Raw genomic sequence first — 16,952 nt, forward strand, 5'->3', positions numbered from 1 at the left:
AGGGACTTGTTGGGATCGATCGCGATAGTGGCCTAGGCCCTCCTTACGGAGTGCGCGCAGTTGGCGGAGCAGGGTTTCGCAGTCGCTGGCGGTCATGGGCGGGGCAAACAGGTGGCCTTGCAGGCTGTCGCAGCCGAGATCGCGCAGGGTGAAACTCTTCTCCCGCCTGCGGGAGAAGGTGGCGCGAAGCGCCGGAAGAGGGCGCTTTAGGCGTCATCTGCCCGCATGAGGGAACGTCGGGGTGCGGCGCCTGATGTGGGGTCGCCATGTGCGGACGGATTTGCCCCCATCCGCCTTCGGCACCTTCCCCGCGTTGCGGGGGAAGGGAGTTGTTGGTGTTCGATGTGGACTGCGTGGCGGGGCTGCTGGCCGTGCAGGGTGAAACTCTTCTCCCGCTTGCGGGAGAAGGTGGCGCGAAGCGCCGGAAGAGGGCGCTTTAGGTGTCATCTGCCCGCAAGAAGGAACGTCGGGGTGCGGCGCCTGATGTGGGGTCGCCATGTGCGGACGGATTTGCCCCCATCCGCCTTCGGCACCTTCCCCCGCAAGCGGGGGAAGGGAAATCACGTGCGATGGGATGTTGGGGGCCTGTGCGCGGTTGGACCGCTCTACGGAAGGGCGCGGAGCTGGCGGAGCAGGGTTTCGCAGTCGCTGGCGGTCATGGGCGGGGCGAACAGGTGGCCTTGCAGGCCGTCGCAGCCGAGTGCGCGCAGGATGCTGGCCTGGTGTTCGGTTTCCACGCCTTCGGCGATCAGGGACAGGCCGAGGCTGTGGCCGAGTTCGATGATGCTGCGGATGATCGGATAGTGCAGTCCGGTATCGGCGGAGGCCTCGATCTCGCTGATGAAGGAGCGATCGATCTTCAGCGTGTCCACCAGCAGCTGGCGCAGGTAGTTCAACGACGAATAGCCGGTGCCGAAGTCGTCGATGGCCACGCGTACGCCCAGTTCGCGGAGTTCGCGCAGGTGGCGGGCGGTGGACTGGACGTCCTGCATCACCAGGCTCTCGGTCAGTTCCAGTTCCAGCGATGCGGCCGGCAGGCCGGTGGCGTCCAGGATGCGGGCGACGGTGCGGGTCCAGTCTTCCTGCTGCAACTGCACCGCCGACAGGTTGACCGCCATCAGCAGGTGGGCGACGCCGCTGGCCTGCCATTGCGCCATCTGCCGGCAGGCGTGTTCCAGCGCCCATTGGCCGATGGCCAGGATCAGCCCGGATTCCTCGGCGATGGGAATGAAGCGGCTGGGCGGGATGGCGCCATGGCGCGGATGGTGCCAGCGCATCAGCGCTTCGAAGCCGAGCAGCACGCCGTCGGCGCGGTACTGGGGCTGGTAGTGCAGCGACAACTGGCCCTCTTCCAGCGCGTGGTGCAGATCCGCGCGCAGGTCGAGCAGCTCGCGGCTGCCGGCGGTCAGGGCGGGCGTGAAGAACTCGAAGCAGTTCTTGCCGCGCGCCTTGGCGCGGTACATCGCCGCGTCCGCGTTGCGCTGCAATTGTTCGGCATCGCGGGCGTCGTCGGGAAACAGGGCAATCCCGATACTGCCGGTGACGTACAACTCGTGCCCGTCCATCGGGATGGGCCGGCGCAGCGATTCCAGGCAGCGCTCCGCCATGCGGGTGGCGTCGGCGACGCTCTTCATGCCCGGCAGGATGAGGGTGAACTCGTCGCCACCCATGCGCGCCAGGGTATCGGTTTCGCGCAGCAGGCGGCGGATGCGGCGGGTGGTCGCCATCAGCACGTTGTCGCCCTGCTGGTGGCCGAGGGTGTCGTTGATGTGCTTGAAGCCGTCCAGATCCAGGAACAGCACGCCGACCCGGTGATCCTCGCGACGCGCGTGCGCGATGGCCTGGTTCAGCCGGTCGCGGAACAGGAAGCGGTTGGGCAGATCGGTCAGGGCGTCGTGGTGGGCCTGGTGGTTGAGGTTGTCGGCCAGTTGCCGATGGCCGATCGCCAGCGCGGCCAGGCCGCTGATCATCATCATCCATTCCAGCTCCGACTCGCTGGGCGCGCGTCCGTCCGGCGGATGCAGGGCGAATTCGCCGATGTGTTCGCCATGCGCGGTGGTCAGCGGCACCGTCCACGCGCTGCCCAGTCCGTCGAGCTGGCCGCTGTCGCAATGGCGGCGCCAGACCGGATGCCGGCGGACGTCCTCGACCCACTGGATGTGGCGCTGTTCGTGGGCGCCGCCGGGCAGCCAGTGCAGCGGCGCCTGGATGATTGGATCGCGTCCTTCCGAGGATTCGCGCTCGGCGTGGAAGAGTTCGCCGTCGGCGTGCACGGCGATGAAGCAGCGGCCGCCGGGCGTCTGCGCCTCGACCATGCGGGTGAGTTCGACCAGGATGTTGTGCAGTGGATGATCCTGCACGATCCGTTCGAGGAAGCTCTCCAGCGTTTCGGCCTGGATGCGGCGGCTGATTTCTTCCTGCAGTTGCCGGTTGAGCGTGTTGGTGGCGACGGTCTGCGCCTGCAGGGCCTGGAATGCCTGCTCGCGCTTCTGCTGCTCGATGTACAGCTCCAGGCTCTTTTCCTCGATGAACAGTTCAGCCGCGCGACGTGCCTGTTTTTCGCGCTCCAGTCTCCGTCTGAGCAGTTGCAGTTCGTCCATGTGGGGCGTCCGGGATCAGTCCATCCGGGTCAGCTGGAAGCGGACCGCAGTGCCGCCGTCGGCGGCCAGCGGCATGCGTTCGATGCGCACGCGTTCGCCGTAGTGATCCACGCATCCGGCGATCAGGCCTTCGGCCAGATCCGCCAGCGGGCGGCTGGAGCGGTAGTCGAACAGCATCCGGCGATCATCGGGGCGTTCGCTGCGGAAGCTTGGCAACTCGGCGCCGGGATAGAGTTTCAGCACTTCGACGTGCACGTGGTTGTCCACCTGTTCGATGAAATCGAACGCGGAGTGCACGTCCTGGAAGAAGCGCGGATAGCTCTTCACGAAACGCCCGAACAGGTAGTGGCCGAATTCGCGCACGAGCGTGGTTGCGGGCAATCCGACCGCAAGGCTGAGTTGCTCGACCAGGGCCAGCAGTTCGGTGTGATCGTAGGTGCCGACGGCGGTGTAGATGCCACCGCTGGGCAGATGCGCGGCTTCCAGCACGCGTTCGGTCAGTTCGGGACCGAAGCGGCTGTCCATCATCTCCATGAACTCGGTGAACACGACTCCCTTCATGCCTGTCTCCCCCGAGTGGCCATGATGGCCGGAGTATGCCCGCAACCGCTGCATCAACCAATGCGCGACGCGCCCTTCCGATATCGGACGCGGGCGGGGAAGATTGAACCCAGGGTGGTAAGCAGCGCTTACCAGTTTTCAACGGAGCGCCGGACGCATGCTTCCGGCGTCCGGATCAGCCCGCTGCCTGCCAGGGCGGGGACAACGCGGTGATGCGCGCATGGGCCGGGCAGCTGTCGCGATGCGCGCCGCGCAGGTAACCCAGGCTCATCAGGAACTCGCCGGTGATCTCGCCGCCGGTGAAGCGGAAGGTCCGCTTGAACAGCTTGATCCATTCGGGCTTGCCGAGCGGGTGGTGGGTGTCCAGCCAGGCGGCGAAGCCGCCATGGGATCCGCGCAACGCCTGGATGACCCCGGCGTTGTGGATCGCCGCGTCCACCTTCAGGCGGTTGCGGATGATGCCCGGGTCGGCCAGCAGCCGGGTCCGGTCCGCATCTCCATAGGCGGCCACGGTATCCACGTCGAAGCCGTGGTAGGCACGCCGGAACCCCTCGCGCTTGCGCAGGATGGTTTCCCAGCTGAGCCCGGCCTGGTTGATTTCCAGCAGCAGGCGCTCGAACAGGACCGCCTCTTCCCGCTGGGGAAAGCCGTATTCGTGGTCGTGATAGGGGCCGTGGACCGGATGGCCCGGGGCGATGTCGCAGTATCCGCTCATGCGGTCAGGGTAGCGCGGTCGGGCTAAAATGGCGCCCATGTCCGCCGAACCCTTCCTCGCCAACCAGCTGCTGATCGCCTCGCCGGCCTTGGATGACCCCAATTTCGCCCGCAGCGTGACCCTGATCTGCCAGCACGACGGGGAGGGGGCGATGGGAGTGATGGTCAATCGTCCCTCCGAGTACACCCTGGGCGAAGTCCTGCAGCAGATGCAACTGGACACGCCGGACGAGGGCCTGCGCGAGCAGATCGTGCTCAACGGCGGCCCGGTCCATCCCGAGCGCGGATTCGTGCTGCACGATGATGCGCGGGCGTGGGATTCCACCCTGACCGTCGCCGATGGCCTGTACCTGACCACTTCGCGCGACATCCTGGAGGCGATGGCCGCCGGCAACGGGCCGGAACACGCCATCGTCACCCTGGGCTGCGCAGGCTGGGGCGCAGGACAACTGGAATTCGAACTGGGCGAGAACGCCTGGCTGACCGCGCCGGCCGATGCGGGCGTGCTGTTCGGGATGCCACTGGAACGGCGCTGGCAGGCCGCTGGCGGCCTGATCGGTGTAGACATGACCAGGCTCACAGACTACAGCGGGCACGCATGAAACCCTGTCGCCGGAACCGCCACGCCGCTCCCGGAAGGCAAGCCTGCCCGCCGCCGGAGTCCGGCCGGCGTTCCCGGAGTCGGCCATGAAGTTGGATGGCACGGTGTTGGGGTTCGACGTCGGTGCGCGACGCATCGGCGTGGCCGTGGGCAGCGCCTTCGGCAGCGGCGCGCGCGCTTTGGCGGTGGTGGACGTGCACGCGCACGGACCGGACTGGCCGGCGCTGGATCGCCTGCATGCGGAATGGCGGCCGGACGGCCTGGTGGTCGGCGATCCGATGACCCTGGAAGGCGGCGACCAGCCCAACCGCAAGCGCGCGCAGGCGTTCGCGCGCGAACTGCATGCGCGCTACAAGCTGCCGGTGGTGCTGGTGGACGAACGCGCCAGTTCGGTCGAAGCCGCGCAGCGGTTCGCGCTGGATCGCGCCGAAGGCCGCAAGCGCAAGCGCGACGCGGCGGCGCTGGACGCGGTGGCCGCGGCGGTGATCATCGAGCGCTGGCTGGCGGCGCCGCAGGACGCCACGCAGGTGACCCTTTGAGCGAGGCGGCGATCCTCCTGGCCATCACCGGGCACGCTCCCGTTCCGTTTTCATTGCTTCCGGCCCCGGCTTCCGTCGCCGCGACCGGCAAACCCGCCATCCACCCACCCTCCGGAACCCGGCGTCGCCGCGGCATGCCGGTCCCGACCCTTGCATTCCAGAACTGAGCCAATGACCCAGCAAATCGATTCGGATGGACGCCTGCGGCACCTGCTGACCCTCGACGGTCTTCCCCGCGAAACCCTTTGCCGCCTGCTGGATCGCGCCGGCCAAATCCGCGACACCGCGCTGGGCCGCACCCAGCGCCGCAACCTGCTGGACGGCACCACGGTGTGCACGCTCTTTTTCGAACCTTCCACCCGCACGCGCAGTTCGTTCCAGATCGCGGCGCAGCGGCTGGGCGCGGACGTGCTGAACTTCGACGCCTCCGCCTCCTCCACGCGCAAGGGCGAGACCGCCCGCGACACCCTGCGCAACCTGGAAGCCATGGGCGTGCGCGGTTTCGTGGTGCGGCATTCGGAGGACGGCGCGGTGGACGCGCTGGCCGAAGTGGCGGGCGAGGGCACGACGCTGGTCAACGCCGGCGACGGCCGCAGCGCCCATCCCACCCAGGGCCTGCTGGACGCGCTGACCCTGCGCCAGGCCAAGGGCGCGGATTTCTCGCGCCTGAAAGTGCTGATCGTCGGCGACGTCAAGCATTCGCGCGTGGCGCGTTCGGACCTGCATGCGCTGCGCACGCTGGGCACCGGCGAGATCCGGGTATGCGGCCCGCAGTCGCTGCTGCCCGACGACGACACCCTGGCCGGCTGTACCGTGGGGGATGATTTTGACGCCATGCTCGAAGGCGTGGACGCGGTGATGATGCTGCGCCTGCAACGCGAGCGGATGGAGGAGGGCCTGGTCGCCTCGCTCGACGACTACCACCGCGACTACGGCCTGACCCAGGCCCGGTTGGGCCGCGCGGCCAGGGACGCGGTGGTGCTGCATCCGGGCCCGATCAACCGCGGCGTGGAAATCACCGACGAGGTCGCCGACGGCCCGCAGTCGCTGGTGCTGCGCCAGGTCAGCAACGGCGTGGCCATCCGCATGGCGGTGCTGGAAACGCTGCTCGGCTGAGTCCGGAGGCGGCGCGTTTCAGTCGCGCGCCGCCACCACCCGGTTCTTGCCGGCGGCCTTGGCCTCGTACATCGCGCGATCGGCGCGCTCGACCAGCGCGTCCTGCGTTTCGCCGGCGCGCCACGGCGCCACGCCGGCGCTGAAGGTCACCGCCAATCGTTCGCCCTCGTGCAGGAGCGGACGCTGCGCCAGCCGTTGCAGGGCGCGCGCGACGATCGCCTCCGCCTCGCGCAACGAGGTGTCCGGCAGCAGCAGCACGAATTCCTCGCCGCCGAAACGGCCGATCGCATCGCTGCCGCGCAGCGCGCCGCGCACCACCGCGACCACATGGCGCAGCGCGGCGTCGCCGCCGAGATGGCCATGGGTGGCGTTGACCAGGCGGAAGTCGTCGAGGTCCAGCAGGGCCAGACACAGCGGCTGGCCGCTGCGCAGGGCACGGCTGGATTCGCGCCGGAACAGTTCCTCGAAGCCGCGCCGGTTCAGGGCCTCGGTGAGCTGATCGATCCGCACCAGGTTGGACACCGACTGCAATTCCTGCTCCAGGCTGGCGACGCGGCGTTCGGCCGCCTCGGCTTCCTCGCGCACCGCGCACAGATCGTCGCGGGCGCGCAGCGCCTGCCGTTGCAGCTGGGCGGTGTCTTCCAGGATGTCCTCCATCCGCTTGCCGAGTTCGGCGATGCTGCGGCTGTCGCGGACCGCCTGCGCGTGGAAGCTGATGCGGTCGTGGAATTCGCCGGTGCTGCTGGCCATCCCGTCGAGTCGTTCGACGAAGGTGACCATCATGTCCTTCATCGCCGCCTTCGATTCGTTGAGTCCCTGCTTGAGCAGGCCCTGCTTGTAGATCACCTCGCGCAGGCCGCTGCGGGTTTCCTCCAGTCGTTCGCGATCCAGCGGGCCGGACAGCAGGCTGCGCGCGGCCGCAATCTGATCCTGCAGCCAGCTGCCGTCCTCCAGCAGTTCGCCGACGTTCTCCAGCAACAGATCGAACAGGCTGCGCAGCAATTCCTGCGCGTCGCTGGTCTCGTGGCTGGCCTGGCCGATGGCGTGGCACAGATCCTTGAGCTGGCCCTCGAGCGCGGCCAGCGGCTGGCCCGGTTGCCAGCCCTTGAGCTGATCGGCCACCGACTGGGCCTGGGGGTACAGGCGCGCGTCCTCGCGCAGCAGGGTTTCCACCGCCATCACCAGGGTGTGGTGGAGCAGGCCGCGCAGTTGCTCCGATTCGCTGGGAACATCGCTACCGGGTACCGGTTCGTCGGGAATGGTGCGGATGTACTTGTCGATCAACTGGCGCATGGCGCGCCCGTAGGCATTCCAGTCACCGTCGGCGCAGGCGGCCTGCAGGCGCTGGCCCATGCCGCGCAGTTCGCCGCCCAGGCCCGCGAGTCCATCGGCGAACGCGGCGACCAGCGCCGGCGGCGTGTCGGCATGCGCGAACAGGGCCTGCAACTGCGCGGCGCTGATGAGCGGGGGCGCGGCGTCGTGCGGCGCCAGTCCCTTGCCGGCCGGCGGCTGCGCGCGCTTGTGGCCGCGCGCCCACAGGCGACGGAAACCGCCGGTCAGGCCGGGAGGGGCATCGGAAGGTTCGGCCATGGACGGTGCTCGGCGCGGATCTTTTCGTGAAGGGGCGCCGGGTTATCGGCGGCGGCGGGCGCCGGTTGAGGGCCCGGCGACGGACGGCGTCAGCGTTCGCCCAGGAAGCGCTCCGCCTCTTCCAGCAGGGCCAATTGCTGGATGGCCTCGGGATGGCCGGCGGCGGCGGCCCGCCGGACCTGCTCCCGATCCGGATGGCTGACGATCAGCAGCAGGTTGCCGCATTCGGGACAGGCGTAGTCGGTGACTTCGTCCTGCAGATCCATCTGCATGGCGCGCGAATCGCCCTGCCAGCCGCAGGCGCAGGCCTGCGCGCGCTCGCGCCAGCCGGGAGTGAAGTAGTCGTGGAGCAGTTCGGCCATGGAATCTCAGCGGTGTTGTTGGAACAGCCAGGTCCACAGTTCCGGGGTGGCGTAGGCCGGATCCCAGGAGTTGTGGTTGGCGTCGGGGAATTCGGTGTAGCGCACGTCGCCGCCGGCCTGCCTGAGCGCCGCGTCCATCCGGCGCGACTGCACCGGCGGCACCAGATCATCCTTGCCGCCGTGGAAGATCCAGACCGGCACGTGCTTGAGCCGGCGCGCGGCTTCGGCGAACGGATCCGGCACGTTGGCCACGCTGTGCGCGACCATGCTCGGACGCTGGTCGGTCCAGTCCACGGTCAGGCCGCCGCAGATGGGCACCAGCGCGGCGAAGCGCTGCGGCTGCTGCAAGGCCAGTTCCCAGGTGCCATAACCGCCCATCGACAGGCCGGTCAGGTAGACGCGATCGGGATCGCCGTCGAATTCCTTCATCGAAGCATCCAGCGCGGCCAGCGCGATCGTGCCGGCCTCCTGGGTCCATTCGGTTTCGGCCGGCGCCTGCGGAATCACCACGATGGCGGGAAAGTCATCCAGGTGCTGGCGCAGGTGCGGCGGCAGGCCGACCTTCATCTGCAACTGGTTGTCCTCGCCGCGTTCGCCGGAACCGTGCAGGAACAGGATCACCGGCATCCTGCCGCGGCCATGGCCGGCCGGCACGAACACCTGGTAGCGATGCGTCTTGCCGGCGACCTCGACCTGGCGCTCGACGAACCCGCCATGCGGGGACACCGGCCGGGTGGCGCAGCCGGCCAGCAACATGGCGGTGGAGAGCAGGGCGAGCATTCGCAGGGCGAGGCGAAGGGATGGAATCCGGAAAGAAGACGGGCGGGTGGAGCCGGGCGATGCGGGGGTGATCATGCGGAGCTTCCCAGGGCGACGTAAAGGCAGGTGGCGACGTTGATGGCGGCATGGAACAGCCAGGGCCCCATGATGGATCCGGAACGGATTCGCAGCCAGCCCAGGAACAGCCCGGCCACGAACACCACCGGCAGCAGTGGCCACAGCTCCGGCCGTACCCGCAGCACCAGCAGGTGTGGCAGCAGGAACAGGAAGGCCTGCAAACCGTTGGCGAGCCAGGCCGGCAGTCGCCGCGACAGGCTGCCGGCAAGCAGGCCGCGGAACAGGAATTCCTCGCAGAAGCCCGTGGTGACGACGCCGTAGATCAGCGCCATCAGCAGCGAAGTTCCGCTCAATCCCAGTCCTTCGAACACCCGTTGCGGCGAATCGCGGCTGGTGAAGGACGAGATCGGCGGCGACCAGGCGAGCAGGACGGCGATGTTGAAGAGCACGGCAAGCGCCGCATAGGCCAGATAGCGGGGCGGGCCGAGCCGCAGCCCGGCGCGGCAGGCGACTTCGGTCAGGGAGCGCCGGTGCCGCCAGCGGTGCCAGCCCCAGTAGAGCAGGAAAGGAATGCCGGCCAGCAGGATCAGGTTGGCCAGGCCGGATGTCGCGATCTTCGCCAGCATGCCGTCGCCTCCCGTATGCGCCGCCGGGCGCAGGGTGGCGCAGCCGCGTGATCACTGCAACAGGATGACCGTGGCCAGGCCCAGGAAGCTGAGGAAGCCCATCACGTCGGTGACGGTGGTGAGGATGACGCCGCCGGCCAGCGCCGGGTCGAAGCCAAGCCGCTTGAGCGTCAGCGGCACCAGCACGCCGGCGGTCGCCGCGGTCAACAGGTTGATGGTCAAGGCGCTGCCGATGACCAGCGACAGGCCGGGCTGGCGGAACCACAGGAACACGATGATGCCCAGGCCCACGCCCAGGCACAGGCCGTTGATCAGCGCGACCGCCAGTTCCTTCTTCAGCAGCGTCATCACGTTGGACGCGCCGATCTGGCCCAGCGCCAGGCCGCGCACCATCAGTGCCAGCACCTGGGTGCCGGCGTTGCCGCCCATGCCGGCGACGATCGGCATCAGCGCGGCCAGCGCGACCAGCTTGGCGATGCTGCCCTCGAACTGGCCGACCACGCTGGCGGCGAGGAAGGCCGTGCACAGGTTGATGCCGAGCCAGATCAGGCGACGCCGGAACGCGCGCCGCACCGGCGAGAACAGATCCTCGTCCTCGTCCAGGCCGGCGGCGCCCAGCGCCTGGTGCTCGGCCGTTTCACGGATGATGTCGACCACGTCGTCGATGGTGATGCGGCCGAGCAGGATGTTGTTGTCGTCCACCACCGGCGCGGAAATCCAGTCGTGGTCGGAGAACTGGCGGGCGACTTCCTCGGCGCTCTCGCCGACGTCGATGGCCGGTTGCTCGTCGTCGATCAGGCGGTTGATCGGCGTGCTGTCCTCGTGGGTGACCAGCGAGGCCAGCGAGACCCGGCCCAGGTACTGGTGGCGGCGGCTGACCACGAACAGGTGATCGGTGTGGTCCGGCAGTTCGCCGCGCAGGCGCAGGTAGCGCAGCACCACGTCGACGTTGACGTCGGCGCGCACGGTCACCACGTCCGGGTTCATCAGGCGGCCCGCGGAGTCCTCCGGGTAGGACAGCACCTGCTCCAGCCGCTCGCGGTTCTCCCGGTCCATCGACTTGAGGACTTCGTCGATGACGGTGTCCGGCAGGTCCTCGACCAGATCGGCCAGATCGTCGATGTCCAGGTCTTCGACCGCGGCGACGATTTCGTCCGGGTCCATCTCCGCCAGCAGGCTCTCGCGGACCTCGTCGCCGACGTGGACCAGCACCTCGCCGTCGTCCTCGGCGTCCACCAGGCCCCACACCACCTCGCGCTTGCCGGGCGGCAGCGATTCGAGCAGGTTGCCGATTTCGGCGGGGGCGAGGGTGTTGACGAGTCGACGCACCGGCCCCAGCCGGCCGCTGTCGAGGGCGTCGGAGAGCAGGCGCAGTTGACGCGCGGTCTTGTCGTGGCGGACGGCTTCGGCCATGCAGTGCTCCGAAACGGGGCCGATCCGCGGGACGGATGCGACCGTGGCATCAGATGTTCATCGCGCCATTATCGCTTGCCGTTGAGATTATGGACACCCCATGCGGGGCATTTTCCGCGCGGCCGTCGCGATCAGGCGGAGGCGGACTTCAGCCAGCGCTCGATGCCGGCGCGATCGCGGGCCTTGAGCAGCTTGTCGGTGGAGGCCTGCAGGGCTTCCCAGTCGCTGCCGCGGATGACCCGGCGCAGTTCCAGCAGGGTGTTCGGGTGCAGGCTGAATTCCCGCAGCCCCAGCGCCAGCAGCAACGGTGCCAGCCGAGGGTCGCCGGCCATTTCGCCGCACACGGCCACCGGCACTTCATGGGCCTGGCCAATGGCGATCACGTGCCGCAGCAGCCGGATCACGCCCGGGTGCAGCGGCGAATACAGTTCGCCCAGGGCCTCGTTGTTGCGATCGGCGGCCAACAGGTACTGCACCAGATCATTGGTGCCGATGGAAACGAAATCGACCACGTCGACGAAGCCGTGCATGGCGATCGCCGCCGCCGGCACCTCGATCATCGCGCCCAGTTGCACCTGGCCGGCGATCTCCAGCCCACGCTTGCGCAACTGGGTGGAGACGCGCTTGATCAGTCGCCGGATGGCCAGGATCTCCTCGCGACTGCTGATCATCGGGATCAGGATGCGCACCGGGCCGTAGGCCGACGCGCGCAGGATGGCGCGCAGTTGGGTATCGAACACGCCGTCCCGGGCCAGCGACAGGCGCACTCCGCGCAGGCCGAGCGCGGGGTTGTCCTCGTCGTCCAGCACCAGCCCGGTGCGGTCGGCCTTGTCGGCACCCAGATCCAGGGTGCGGATGGTGACCGGCCGGCCGCTCATGCCCAGCACCACGTCGCGGTAGGCGCGGAACTGCTCGTCCTCGTCCGGCAACTCATTGCGCTGCAGGAACAGGAATTCGGTGCGGTACAGCCCCACGCCGGCCGCGCCCAGCGCATGCGCGCGCGCCACGTCGTCGAGCGATTCGGCATTGGCGTACAGCGCGATGTCCATGCCGTCGCGGGTGCGGCTGGGCTTGGACCGCAGCCGGCCCAGCTCGCGTTCCTCGCGCGCGGCCTTGCGCAGGCGATCGCGGTAGCCGCGCAGGTCCGCCGCGTTCGGTTCGACCACCACCCGGCCGGTGGCGCCGTCGACGATCAGGGCGTCGCCATCGTTGACCCGCTGCAGCGCCTGGGCCGCGCCGACCACCAGCGGCATGTGCAGGCTGCGCGCCAGGATCGCGCTGTGCGAGAGCGTGCTGCCGGCGGCGGTGACGATCGCGACCACGCCCTGCGATTGCAGCTGCGCCAGTTCTGACGGGGCGATGTTGTCGCAGACCAGGATGTCGCCGGCCACGCCCTCGGCATCGACCGCGCGCTGCTGGAGATGGGCGTGGATGCGGCCGATCACGTGGTCGAGATCGTCCATCCGGCTCTTCAGGTAGGCATCGTCCATGCCCTCGAACACCGCCGCCAGCCGATCCCGCTGCAGGCGCAGCGCATAGTCCGCGCTATAGCGGCCGGTGCGGATCAGCTCGTCCAGGCCGTACAGCAGTTCGGGGTCGTCCAGCAGCAGGGCGTGCAGGTCGAGGAACTCGCCGACTTCCCGCGCCAGCGCACCATGCAGGCGATCGCGCAGCCGGTGCATCTCTTCGCGGGTGGCGTCGACCGCCACGTGCAGGCGTTGCAGCTCGGCTTCCACCTGGTTGGCGTGGATGCGCTGCTCGGCGACTTGCAGTGCGTGCGGCATGCGGACCCGGGCGCGCCCCAGCGCGCTTCCGCGCGATGCGCCATGGCCCGACAGCAGCGTCCGCATCAGGCGTCCTCGTCGAACCGTCGTTCGAACAGGGCGGCGACCGCGTCCATCGCGGCGCTCTCGTCCTCGCCGTCCACGCGCACGATCACCGGCGTGCCCTGGCCGGCGGCCAGCAGCATCACGCCCATGATGCTCTTGGCGTTGACCTCGCGTCCCTTGGCGGCCAGCGTCACGTTGCAGCGGAAGCCGGCCAGGGCCTGGACCAGCTTGGCGGTGGCGCGGGCGTGCAGGCCCAGGCGGTTGGAAACGGTGAGTTCGCGTTCAAGCATCGTCGTGGATGACTCCGTTGCGTGCGCCGGCGGCCGCGGTCGCCGGCAGTTCGTCCAGTCCCTGTTCCGAATAGTTCATCACCCGCAACAGCATCGGCAGGCTCAATGCGGACACCCGCCGGATCGGCGTGCCCAGGCGCGCCAGCCTGCCGGCGAGATTGCTGGGGCTGGCGCCGTACAGATCGGTCAGCACCAGCACGCCATCGCCAGCGTCGACCCGTCGCAGCGCGGCCGATGCCTGCGGCAGCAAGGCGTCCAGGTCGGCGTCGAACGGCACCTCGAAGGCTTCCGCCTTCAACGGCAGTTGGCGCAACAGGGTCGCCGCGACGGCCAGGACCGACGCGCCGATGCCGGGATGGGTGATCAGGAGGATGCCACAAGCCATTCCGGAACGTTAACAGACCGGGATGACAAGCCGGAAGCGGTTTTCGCGGGACGCGGCGTTGCGCGTGAAGGGTGGGTCAAGACGAGGCGGGACGGTTGCCCTCGGCGCTGGTGGATGCCTAGTCGAGTTCCCGGTGGAAGGTGGCGACTTCTTCCCAGCCCTGGTTGCGGGCGTGCTGGGCGAGGGTCTCGGCCAGGTAGACCGAGCGGTGCTTGCCGCCGGTGCAACCGAAGGCGATGGTCACGTAGCTGCGGGTCTCCCCGCGCAGGCGCGGCAACCAGGTATCGAGGAACTGGCTGACCTGGCCGACGTATTCGGAGACCTCCGCCTGGGAGCGCAGGTATTCGCGCACCTTCGCATCACGCCCGGAATACGGGCGCAGTTCCGGATTCCAGTGCGGGTTGGGCAGCACCCGCGCGTCGAACACGAAATCGGCGTCGGCCGGCACGCCGCGCTTGTAGGCGAAGGACTCGAACAGCAGCGACAGCGCCGCGCCGCGGTTGAGCGCGAACTCGGCGATGATGCGGCGGCGCAGCTGGTGCACGTTGAGCTGGCTGGTGTCGATGACGACATCGGCCGCCTCGCGCAGCGGCGCGGTGACCTCGCGCTCGCGGCGGATGGCTTCCTGCAGCGACAGGCCGGTATGGCTGTGGCTGAGCGGATGCCGGCGGCGGGTGTCGGAATAGCGCCGCAGCAGGATGTCGTCGGCGGCGTCGAAGAAGATCAGCGTGCCTTCCAGCCCCAGTTGCGCCAGCGCCGCGCGCCACTGCGCCAGCTTGCCCAGTTCGGCGTGACCGCTGCGGGCGTCGATGCCGACCGCGATCTTCTGCGGCAGGGTGTCGCCTTTCATCAGGCTGCGCACGAACGGCGGCAGCAGTTCGACCGGCAGGTTGTCGACGCAGTAGTAGTCCAGATCCTCGAAGGTCTTCAGCGCCACCGACTTGCCCGAGCCGGACAGGCCGCTGACGATGACCACGGTCGGGGGCGCCGCGCGCACCGCCGGGGGGATGTCCTCTTCCGGCAGGTTCATGGCGTGCTCCGCTCCAGCAGGTTGCTGTGGCGGGCGATGAACATCGCCGCGGGATCGATGCCCTTGGTGCGCAGGATGTGCAGGCGGGTGGCGGCCTCGGTCAGCACGGCCAGGTTGCGGCCCGGCATCACCGGCAGGGTTATCAGCGGCACGTCGAGATCCAGCACGTGACGGGTGCCGGAGTCGCCGGTCAGGCGTTCGTAGCCGTGCGGGTTGGGTTCGGTCATCGGCCGGGTCAGGTGCACGATCAGGCGCAGGTACTTGTTCTTCTTCACCGCGGTGTCGCCGAACATCTCGCGCACGTTGAGCACGCCCAGCCCGCGTACCTCGAGCAGATCCTGCAACAGCTCGGGGCAGGTGCCGTCGAGCACGTCCGGCGCGATCTGCGTGAACTCGGGCGCGTCGTCGGCGACCAGGCGGTGGCCGCGGCTCAACAGCTCCAGCGCCAGTTCGCTCTTGCCGGAACCGGCCTCGCCGGTGATCAGCACGCCGATCGAATAGATCTCCATGAACACGCCGTGCAGCGTCACCCGCGGCGCCAATGTGCGCGCGAGGTGGTAGGAGAGGTGGTTGAGCAGCTCATGGCCGCGCTTGGGCGAGATCCACAGCGGCGTATCGGTTTCGTTCGCCGCCTCGCGCAGATCTTCCGGGCACTGCTGGTTCTTGCTGATGACCAGCGCCAACGGCCGGAACTGGACGATCTTCTCGATGGTTTCCCAGCGCTGGCGCGAATCCAGCGAATCCAGCCAGGTCAGTTCCTCGGTGCCCAGGATCTGCACCTTGTTGGGATAGACCGCGTTGAGATAGCCGGCCAGCGATGGACGCCGCGCGATCGTGTCGCCGGCTTCGAGGATCCGGTTCTCGCCCTTCTGTCCGGCCACCCAGCGCAGGGCCAGCTTCTCCTTCTGCTGCTCGAACAGTTCGCGTGCGGTGATACTGGTGTTCATCATGCGAGGACGGACGGGGAAGTGGGGAAGATGCGGCGCGTCGTCGTACTGGCGTGCGCACGGGACGGGTGCGTCGATGCGACCCGCCGGGCGCGGACGGCGCAGGCAGGGGGAGTGTAATCCGGAGGGATGGGAACTGCTAATGCAGCGTGAAGAATGCTGCTACTGCGCCCCTGCCCGGACCGCGATGGTCGCAGGCAAGGGCGGTTGGGGGCGGGAATTGCCTCAGCCGACGGCTTCCACGCGGAGGCCGCGCTGCACGTCGGTCTTCTTTTCCTTGTGCTTGACCAGCAGGCGATCGAGCTTGTCAGCCAGGATGTCGATGGCGGCGTACATGGTCTGCGCACCGGCGTCGGCATGGAGGGTACGGCCCGCGAGGGAGACGGTCGCTTCGGCGACGTAGTCGGGTTTGCGCGTACAGAGTTGGGTACGGACTTCGAAGGGTTGGTCGAAATGGCGCTCCAGGCGCTTCAGCTTGGTTTCCACGTATTCGCGCAGGGCGGGGGTGACTTCGATTTCATGCCCGTAGGTCTCGATACGCATCGCTTGCCTCCTTCTGTCGGTGATGCAGTGCTGTCGGCACTGCTGAGAACGCGTTGTCGTGCATCTGTGACAACGGAATCAGGCTTGGGTTCCAGGACATCTCCGTCAACGCGGCCAAACGCCGCAATGACAAGATGGGCCTGATCCCGACCGTGATCAAGCGGTGCGAAGGAAAAACGCGGATTCAGTCCAGGCGCACGCGTTCGTGCGACGAAAGGATGTGCAGGGCTTCACGGTATTTGGCGACCGTACGCCGCGCTACCGGGATGCCGGAGGCCTTCAGCAGGTCCGCGAGCTTGGCGTCGGACAAGGGTTTGCGCGGATTTTCCTGCTCGATCAGGCGGCGGATCATGGCCTGGATGGCGGTGCTGGACGCCTCGCCGCCGCCCTCGGTGTCGATGCCGGAGGCGAAGAAGGCCCGCAGCGGCAAGGTTCCACGCGGCGTGCGCACGTACTTGCGCGCGATCGCCCGTGAAACCGTGGATTCGTGGAGGCTGACTTCGCTGGCGACCTCGCGCAGGGTCAGCGGGCGCAGCGCCTGTTCGCCGAATTCCAGGAAGCCGGCCTGTTCACGGATCAGGCAGCGGGTGACCTTGAGCAGGGTCTCGCCGCGCGCCTCCAGGCTCTTGAGCAGCCAGCGGGCTTCCTGCAGTTGCCCCTTGAGGTAGCCGGCGTCGCTCTCGCCGCAGCGCCGGATCATCTGTTCGTAGCCGCGATGGATGCCGATCCGGGGCAGGTTGTTGCCGGCCAGGGCCGCCCGCCAGACGCCGCGTTGGCGCCAGACCACACAGTCGGGCACCACGTAGGTATCGCTGCCCAGCTCGCCGATCTGCGCGCCGGGCTTGGGATCCAGGGTGCGCAGGAGGGCGACCGCGGTTTCCACTTCGGCCAGCGGTTGCCTGAGTTCGGTGGCGATGCCGGCCACGCCGCTGCGCGGCAGCCGGTCCAGCGGGCCGTCGGCGATGCGCA

18 protein-coding genes are annotated in these 16,952 nt (G+C 68.4%); 3 read left to right on the forward strand and 15 right to left on the reverse strand.

Annotation, left to right across the window (positions count from 1 at the left end; genetic code table 11):
- Positions 1-605 precede the first annotated feature (605 nt).
- The 3 genes from ACTJI2_RS10190 to ACTJI2_RS10200 all read right to left on the reverse strand — a co-directional run bounded on the left by ACTJI2_RS10190 (position 606) and on the right by ACTJI2_RS10200 (position 3,876).
- The gene (locus tag ACTJI2_RS10190) at positions 606-2,600 is read right to left on the reverse strand and encodes a putative bifunctional diguanylate cyclase/phosphodiesterase (RefSeq protein ID WP_440842036.1); all 1,995 of its coding nucleotides are present in this window, start codon (positions 2,598-2,600) and stop codon (positions 606-608) included.
- Between the two features lie 15 nt (positions 2,601-2,615).
- Positions 2,616-3,161, reverse strand: a complete 546-nt coding sequence (locus ACTJI2_RS10195; RefSeq protein ID WP_318288642.1) for a heme NO-binding domain-containing protein — start codon at positions 3,159-3,161, stop codon at positions 2,616-2,618.
- 175 nt (positions 3,162-3,336) lie between these two features.
- On the reverse strand, positions 3,337-3,876 hold the full coding sequence (locus ACTJI2_RS10200; RefSeq protein ID WP_318288643.1) for a DNA-3-methyladenine glycosylase I: 540 nt from the start codon (positions 3,874-3,876) through the stop codon (positions 3,337-3,339).
- A gap of 37 nt (positions 3,877-3,913) precedes the next feature.
- Here ACTJI2_RS10200 and ACTJI2_RS10205 point away from each other — a divergent pair, with 37 nt between their 5' ends.
- The 3 genes from ACTJI2_RS10205 to ACTJI2_RS10215 all read left to right on the forward strand — a co-directional run bounded on the left by ACTJI2_RS10205 (position 3,914) and on the right by ACTJI2_RS10215 (position 6,131).
- A complete protein-coding gene (locus ACTJI2_RS10205) occupies positions 3,914-4,477 on the forward strand; it encodes a YqgE/AlgH family protein (protein ID WP_183643775.1) in 564 nt (187 codons plus the stop codon).
- Between the two features lie 85 nt (positions 4,478-4,562).
- Complete coding sequence (gene ruvX / locus ACTJI2_RS10210) at positions 4,563-5,015, forward strand: Holliday junction resolvase RuvX (RefSeq protein WP_141453772.1); 453 nt, start codon at positions 4,563-4,565, stop codon at positions 5,013-5,015.
- Between the two features lie 171 nt (positions 5,016-5,186).
- Positions 5,187-6,131: an aspartate carbamoyltransferase catalytic subunit gene (locus ACTJI2_RS10215; RefSeq protein ID WP_192197377.1), complete on the forward strand. Its 945-nt coding sequence runs from the start codon at positions 5,187-5,189 to the stop codon at positions 6,129-6,131.
- Positions 6,132-6,149: 18 nt separating this feature from the next.
- Here ACTJI2_RS10215 and ACTJI2_RS10220 read toward each other — a convergent pair whose 3' ends face one another.
- The 12 genes from ACTJI2_RS10220 to rpoN form a co-directional block, all read right to left on the reverse strand.
- Complete coding sequence (locus ACTJI2_RS10220; protein WP_440842037.1) at positions 6,150-7,721, reverse strand: GGDEF domain-containing protein; 1,572 nt, start codon at positions 7,719-7,721, stop codon at positions 6,150-6,152.
- An 89-nt stretch (positions 7,722-7,810) separates the two neighbouring features.
- Positions 7,811-8,083 carry a hypothetical protein gene (locus tag ACTJI2_RS10225; protein WP_183643768.1) on the reverse strand — a complete coding sequence of 91 codons (273 nt, stop codon included), beginning with the start codon at positions 8,081-8,083 and terminating at the stop codon, positions 7,811-7,813.
- A 6-nt stretch (positions 8,084-8,089) separates the two neighbouring features.
- Entirely contained in the window at positions 8,090-8,863 is a 774-nt protein-coding gene (locus tag ACTJI2_RS10230) for a prolyl oligopeptidase family serine peptidase (protein WP_225562248.1), read from the reverse strand.
- Positions 8,864-8,934: 71 nt separating this feature from the next.
- Positions 8,935-9,546, reverse strand: coding sequence for a lysostaphin resistance A-like protein (locus tag ACTJI2_RS10235; RefSeq protein ID WP_440842039.1), 612 nt, complete (start codon positions 9,544-9,546; stop codon positions 8,935-8,937).
- Positions 9,547-9,597: 51 nt separating this feature from the next.
- Positions 9,598-10,959, reverse strand: coding sequence for a magnesium transporter (mgtE, locus tag ACTJI2_RS10240; RefSeq protein ID WP_141453767.1), 1,362 nt, complete (start codon positions 10,957-10,959; stop codon positions 9,598-9,600).
- 131 nt (positions 10,960-11,090) lie between these two features.
- Positions 11,091-12,809, reverse strand: a complete 1,719-nt coding sequence (ptsP, locus tag ACTJI2_RS10245) for a phosphoenolpyruvate--protein phosphotransferase (protein ID WP_440842040.1) — start codon at positions 12,807-12,809, stop codon at positions 11,091-11,093.
- Entirely contained in the window at positions 12,809-13,078 is a 270-nt protein-coding gene (locus tag ACTJI2_RS10250) for an HPr family phosphocarrier protein (RefSeq protein ID WP_141453765.1), read from the reverse strand. The genes ptsP and ACTJI2_RS10250 overlap by 1 nt, the downstream gene beginning before the upstream one ends.
- Positions 13,071-13,463 carry a PTS sugar transporter subunit IIA gene (locus tag ACTJI2_RS10255; RefSeq protein ID WP_183643756.1) on the reverse strand — a complete coding sequence of 131 codons (393 nt, stop codon included), beginning with the start codon at positions 13,461-13,463 and terminating at the stop codon, positions 13,071-13,073. The genes ACTJI2_RS10250 and ACTJI2_RS10255 overlap by 8 nt, the downstream gene beginning before the upstream one ends.
- 118 nt (positions 13,464-13,581) lie before the next feature.
- On the reverse strand, positions 13,582-14,460 hold the full coding sequence (rapZ, locus tag ACTJI2_RS10260) for an RNase adapter RapZ (protein ID WP_183644811.1): 879 nt from the start codon (positions 14,458-14,460) through the stop codon (positions 13,582-13,584).
- A 29-nt stretch (positions 14,461-14,489) separates the two neighbouring features.
- Entirely contained in the window at positions 14,490-15,440 is a 951-nt protein-coding gene (gene hprK, locus ACTJI2_RS10265; RefSeq protein WP_183643753.1) for an HPr(Ser) kinase/phosphatase, read from the reverse strand.
- Positions 15,441-15,665: 225 nt separating this feature from the next.
- Positions 15,666-15,983, reverse strand: a complete 318-nt coding sequence (gene hpf / locus ACTJI2_RS10270) for a ribosome hibernation-promoting factor, HPF/YfiA family (protein ID WP_141453762.1) — start codon at positions 15,981-15,983, stop codon at positions 15,666-15,668.
- Between the two features lie 184 nt (positions 15,984-16,167).
- Positions 16,168-16,952, reverse strand: a 785-nt coding sequence (gene rpoN / locus ACTJI2_RS10275; protein WP_440842041.1) for an RNA polymerase factor sigma-54, incomplete at its 5' end; no start/stop codon positions are given.

Source organism: Pseudoxanthomonas sp. 22568, assembly GCF_052044485.1.
Lineage (GTDB): Bacteria > Pseudomonadota > Gammaproteobacteria > Xanthomonadales > Xanthomonadaceae > Pseudoxanthomonas_A > Pseudoxanthomonas_A beigongshangi.

Coding starts and splice junctions, on each gene's coding strand:
- ACTJI2_RS10190 (WP_440842036.1), bottom strand. CDS start 2,600: ATGGACGAACTGCAACTGCTCAGACGGAGACTGGAGCGCGAAAAACAG.
- ACTJI2_RS10195 (WP_318288642.1), bottom strand. CDS start 3,161: ATGAAGGGAGTCGTGTTCACCGAGTTCATGGAGATGATGGACAGCCGC.
- ACTJI2_RS10200 (WP_318288643.1), bottom strand. CDS start 3,876: ATGAGCGGATACTGCGACATCGCCCCGGGCCATCCGGTCCACGGCCCC.
- ACTJI2_RS10205 (WP_183643775.1), top strand. CDS start 3,914: ATGTCCGCCGAACCCTTCCTCGCCAACCAGCTGCTGATCGCCTCGCCG.
- ruvX (WP_141453772.1), top strand. CDS start 4,563: ATGAAGTTGGATGGCACGGTGTTGGGGTTCGACGTCGGTGCGCGACGC.
- ACTJI2_RS10215 (WP_192197377.1), top strand. CDS start 5,187: ATGACCCAGCAAATCGATTCGGATGGACGCCTGCGGCACCTGCTGACC.
- ACTJI2_RS10220 (WP_440842037.1), bottom strand. CDS start 7,721: ATGGCCGAACCTTCCGATGCCCCTCCCGGCCTGACCGGCGGTTTCCGT.
- ACTJI2_RS10225 (WP_183643768.1), bottom strand. CDS start 8,083: ATGGCCGAACTGCTCCACGACTACTTCACTCCCGGCTGGCGCGAGCGC.
- ACTJI2_RS10230 (WP_225562248.1), bottom strand. CDS start 8,863: ATGCTCGCCCTGCTCTCCACCGCCATGTTGCTGGCCGGCTGCGCCACC.
- ACTJI2_RS10235 (WP_440842039.1), bottom strand. CDS start 9,546: ATGCTGGCGAAGATCGCGACATCCGGCCTGGCCAACCTGATCCTGCTG.
- mgtE (WP_141453767.1), bottom strand. CDS start 10,959: ATGGCCGAAGCCGTCCGCCACGACAAGACCGCGCGTCAACTGCGCCTG.
- ptsP (WP_440842040.1), bottom strand. CDS start 12,809: ATGCGGACGCTGCTGTCGGGCCATGGCGCATCGCGCGGAAGCGCGCTG.
- ACTJI2_RS10250 (WP_141453765.1), bottom strand. CDS start 13,078: ATGCTTGAACGCGAACTCACCGTTTCCAACCGCCTGGGCCTGCACGCC.
- ACTJI2_RS10255 (WP_183643756.1), bottom strand. CDS start 13,463: ATGGCTTGTGGCATCCTCCTGATCACCCATCCCGGCATCGGCGCGTCG.
- hprK (WP_183643753.1), bottom strand. CDS start 15,440: ATGAACACCAGTATCACCGCACGCGAACTGTTCGAGCAGCAGAAGGAG.
- hpf (WP_141453762.1), bottom strand. CDS start 15,983: ATGCGTATCGAGACCTACGGGCATGAAATCGAAGTCACCCCCGCCCTG.